The sequence below is a fragment of the Selenomonas sp. oral taxon 892 str. F0426 genome, assembly GCF_000468035.1.
Taxonomy (GTDB): domain Bacteria; phylum Bacillota; class Negativicutes; order Selenomonadales; family Selenomonadaceae; genus Centipeda.
Genome location: NZ_KI260518.1, coordinates 18,154 through 22,066, shown reverse-complemented (window position 1 = coordinate 22,066; position 3,913 = coordinate 18,154). Strand labels below are relative to the sequence as shown.

Genomic DNA, 3,913 nt, shown 5'->3' with positions numbered 1-3,913 from the left:
GAAAAAAGTCAATATGAAATTATAGTTTTTCTAAGGAAACACTGATAAATTCTTATGTTGCGCAACTTTACCTCGAAAGATTACAATAGAGAAAGACAATAAACGATGAGGGAGAGACAAAAATGGTGCAGCAAACATTTACAGACATGGAATACGCAAACCGTAACAGAACAACAAAGCGTGAAGCCTTCCTGGATGCCATGGAATCCATCATCCCTTGGAAAGAATGGATGGAACTCATTGCGCCGTTCTACGTCCAGAAAGAGCGTGGCAGAAAGTTAATCCCGCTCGAAACGATGCTGCGCATGTATCTCATGCAGAACTGGTTCGGTCTCTCGGACGAGGGAATCGAGGATGCAATCTATGACAGCTATGCCATGAAGCGCTTCCTGAAGATCGACTTCTCCATCGAACGGACACCGGATGCTACGACACTCCTGCAGTTTCGACACCTGCTGGAAAAGCATGACATCACCCGCAAGATGTTCGATGACGTGAAAGAGCGGCTGGACGCCGCAGGACTCATCATGCACGGCGGTACAATCGTTGACGCCACCATCATTCATGCACCAAGCTCGACCAAGAACGCCACGAAGACCCGCGACCCTGAAATGCACTCCGTCAGGAAAGGGAATCAATGGTTCTTCGGCATGAAGATTCATTCCGGTACGGATGCGGCAACAGGCTACGTTCATACAATCACAGGGACAGCAGCCAACGTGCATGACATCGTGCAGGCGCACGCATTGATCCGAGCGGATGACCACAGCGTCTATGGGGACTCTGGGTATCTCGGCGTGGAAAAGCGCGCAGAAATCCTTGAAGATCCTCATCTATCGAGCGTGGATCACCGTATTGCAAAAAGACCTTCACAGAACCGCACAACAAAGGCGTATGCAGGAGTCAACTGGGACAAGAAGATCGAACACGAGAAAACTTCCATCCGCTGCAAGGTGGAGCATCCGTTCCTCATTGTGAAGCGGCTGTTCCAAGCGGGCAGGACAAGGTATCGTGGCATCAAGAAGAACCTGCTCCGTTACTATCTGCTCTTTGCATCGGCGAACCTCGTCATGTGCTTGAGGGCAGGAATGCAGAGGGCGTTCTGCATGACAATGGGATAAGTGCGCCCTTTTTCCCAAATTTCCCGGTGAAACGGGCGATTCGGGGAAGAAAAAGGGGCAATGAGAGCAGTATTGCACGCTCTTTTGTATTGCAATTTGTGAAATTTGTGTCTGCGGATCAGCTGGCTGTGATTATCCACTATTTATCAGTGATTCCTTGAAAATGTTTCTTAATTAAATCACTGTTCAACTTGCTCTTGCAATTCACGCTTTTCTTTTTCAATTTGCATCTCTTGCAGGACGATGTGAGGATGACAGGCAGCGAATTCTTTCTCCACCATCGCGATTACGTCATCGGGCGTATAAGGGGCGCTGTTTTCCGTTGCCAGTATGAACGAGCAGCCAGAGAGAAAAGAGGTGCAGACGAGCGCTGTGGCAGTGAGGATGCGAGGCAGGATTCGTTTCATGATGGGCTCCTACTGCCTACAGACACTTTACGGCTCGATGGGGAAATAATCCGCAGGGACGGGGGCGAGGATGCCGACAAAGACAAAGTCCTTCGCGCCTGTATTTTTCATCCCGTGGCACATGCCCTTCGCTGAGACGATGACATCGCCCTTCGCGATGGGGTGCTCCTCTCCGGGGGCAGGGTAAAAGACGCCCTCTCCCTCAATGCAGATCCATATATCATCTGCATTGGCGTGACCGTGCGGCTGAATCATCTGCCCGGGCTTTATGACCCAGACGACGCCGCTCGTTGACTCCGTGCTGTAGATTGGCGTGCGCGTTGCGACATTGCCCGCCTTTGCCACATCTGCCACGCGAAAACGGCGCGTTGCAAAATCGTTTGTGATTTCATTTGCCATGATGTTTGCTCCTTTCGGAACTTCGTATTTTATATCGTTTTAGGGCGCTCAGTCAAAGTAATCATCGTCATATCCTTCGCCGTAGTCGTTCCAATCATTATATAGATCATCCGCGTGAATTGCAAGAGCAAGTTGAACAGTGATTTAATTAAGAAACGTTTTCAATAGCGTATACTTCATCCAAGAAGGTGTTAAACAGTTCTGCCGGTGTTTGATAGCCGAAAACTCGGCGAGGGCGGCTGTTTATCTCATCCGCTATGTTTAGGATGTCCTCGTCACTGTATCCATCGATGCCCGTTCCTTTGGGGATATATTGGCGGAGGATGCCGTTGTGACGCTCGTTCTGCGGGCGTTCCCATGAGCTGTAGGGGTGAGCGAAGTACACCTTCGTGCCGAGGCTCTCAAGCTGCGTGAACGTCTCGAACTCTGTCCCGTTGTCAACGGTAATCGTCTTGAACACTTGGCTGAAACGGTCCTCTCCATATTCCGATTTCAAATGGGCGATGGCTTCTTCAATGCCGGCGCACGTGCGACCCGAGATGCGGATTGCGATGTAGTCGTGCGTCACCTTTTCCACAGCGGTAAATACGGCTGCGCCGCGCCCTTTCCGCGATCCGACAACGGTGTCGGCTTCCCAGTGTCCGATTTCCGTGCCTTCGTCCACAAGGGCAGAACGCTCCTCTATACTACGCCCTTTCAGGCGCTTGTTCTTGCGGTTTCGCTTGCGCTTGCACTTTCGTCCGAGCGCTTGCGGGACATCGAACAGCGTCAGCGGAATCCTACCCGCCCACAGCATATTGTCAAGCGTCTTGGTGCAAGGGATACCATCCTCGTCGAACCGTTTGTTCGCCCTAGCATCCCCGACGCACATGTCGATCGACCACTTGTTCTTACGGATTCTTTCGGTCATCCAACGCAGGAATGGCGCACAGCCTGCGCTGTCAACCTTATACGGTCGTTTGGAGTTCTTTCGATGTTCGAGGTAAGCCCGTTGCCCACGCCTTGCCGTATATTGTGGAGACCGCCCGCGAGCAGATCGGCGTTCAGGCGTCCCACGTGTAATCTCATAGTGGATCGTTGTATGCGAGCATCCAATCCGTGCGGCTATGGCGCGAAGCGAGAATCCCTCACGGTGGAGTGCCTGTATTTGCCCTCTTTCATCAAGGGTAAGGTGCTTTCCCGATTTACGAATGGCCTCCGTTGTGGTAGAATAGGCGTAATCCATAGTGATTGCTCCTTTGCTGATGTTTTGTAGCGGAACCATTATAGCACGGGATGTCACTATGGATTTTGTTTTTGTTTAGCTGTTCAACTTCATTTTACAACGAACCGATGGAATCTTTTGCGTGAAAGGTGATCTCTTGAATTTATATCTTCATCCCTCAATTGCAGTCTCAATCCCACCCTTGAAAACAACAACTACCGCGCCATCCTCTTTGACCACGATGTGATCAAGCAGCCCGCCCCATAGCTCCTCATCGAATGCAACCTGCTCCCCGTTGATACCACATACCACTTGAATCATGCCCTCTAGGATATTTCTCTTACTCTCCCTCTCGGCAATTTGCTTGTCTAGCTTCTCCAAAGCTCCCTGCTTTTCCAGATAGAGAGCGCGAATCTCATTCTCCTGTTTCAGATACGTCGTCTGATCCTGTGCCACGCGTGCATTCTCGCGAATCAGTTTTTCAAGCCGTTCTGTCAAAAGAGTGAGTTCTTGCTCTACTCTACCGTGTTCCTCGACAAGCTCCCCTGTTTGGCAAACGCTATCAATCAGAGCGCGAAGTTCTGCAATCACGTTCTCTTTGACTTCCATCAAGGAGTTCAGTGCTTTCACGAAAATCTGTTTGATTTCCTCCTCCGTCAAGTGCCTCGTACTGCACGGCTTGCCCTTGTGGGCATATTTCTTGTTGCAGCGGTAGATCACCCTGCGGTACTTGTCCGTGGAGTGCCATACCTTCGCACCGTAGTAACCGCCGCAGCAGCCGC

5 protein-coding genes are annotated in these 3,913 nt (G+C 50.8%); 1 reads left to right on the top strand and 4 read right to left on the bottom strand.

Features of this window, described 5'->3' with window-relative positions; translation table 11 throughout:
• The first annotated feature begins 122 nt into the window (after positions 1-122).
• Positions 123-1,121 (top strand): IS5 family transposase, encoded by a 999-nt coding sequence (locus HMPREF1992_RS00850; protein ID WP_009440324.1) that lies wholly within the window; start codon positions 123-125, stop codon positions 1,119-1,121.
• Between the two features lie 179 nt (positions 1,122-1,300).
• On the opposite strand, the gene HMPREF1992_RS00845 is transcribed toward HMPREF1992_RS00850, so the two are convergent.
• The 4 genes from HMPREF1992_RS00845 to HMPREF1992_RS11680 all read right to left on the bottom strand — a co-directional run.
• The gene (locus tag HMPREF1992_RS00845) at positions 1,301-1,528 is read right to left on the bottom strand and encodes a hypothetical protein (RefSeq protein ID WP_009438430.1); all 228 of its coding nucleotides are present in this window, start codon (positions 1,526-1,528) and stop codon (positions 1,301-1,303) included.
• A 27-nt stretch (positions 1,529-1,555) separates the two neighbouring features.
• A complete protein-coding gene (locus HMPREF1992_RS00840) occupies positions 1,556-1,927 on the bottom strand; it encodes a cupin domain-containing protein (RefSeq protein ID WP_009438478.1) in 372 nt (123 codons plus the stop codon).
• A 148-nt stretch (positions 1,928-2,075) separates the two neighbouring features.
• A complete protein-coding gene (locus HMPREF1992_RS00835) occupies positions 2,076-3,152 on the bottom strand; it encodes an IS30 family transposase (RefSeq protein WP_037345875.1) in 1,077 nt (358 codons plus the stop codon).
• Positions 3,153-3,302: 150 nt separating this feature from the next.
• Positions 3,303-3,913: zinc ribbon domain-containing protein (locus tag HMPREF1992_RS11680; RefSeq protein WP_021683905.1), on the bottom strand; the 611-nt coding region annotated here is incomplete at its 5' end.

Bases quoted from the DNA above. Each gene is read 5' to 3' on its own strand.
- HMPREF1992_RS00850 (WP_009440324.1), top strand. From the start codon at position 123: ATGGTGCAGCAAACATTTACAGACATGGAATACGCAAACCGTAACAGA.
- HMPREF1992_RS00845 (WP_009438430.1), bottom strand. From the start codon at position 1,528: ATGAAACGAATCCTGCCTCGCATCCTCACTGCCACAGCGCTCGTCTGC.
- HMPREF1992_RS00840 (WP_009438478.1), bottom strand. From the start codon at position 1,927: ATGGCAAATGAAATCACAAACGATTTTGCAACGCGCCGTTTTCGCGTG.
- HMPREF1992_RS00835 (WP_037345875.1), bottom strand. From the start codon at position 3,152: ATGGATTACGCCTATTCTACCACAACGGAGGCCATTCGTAAATCGGGA.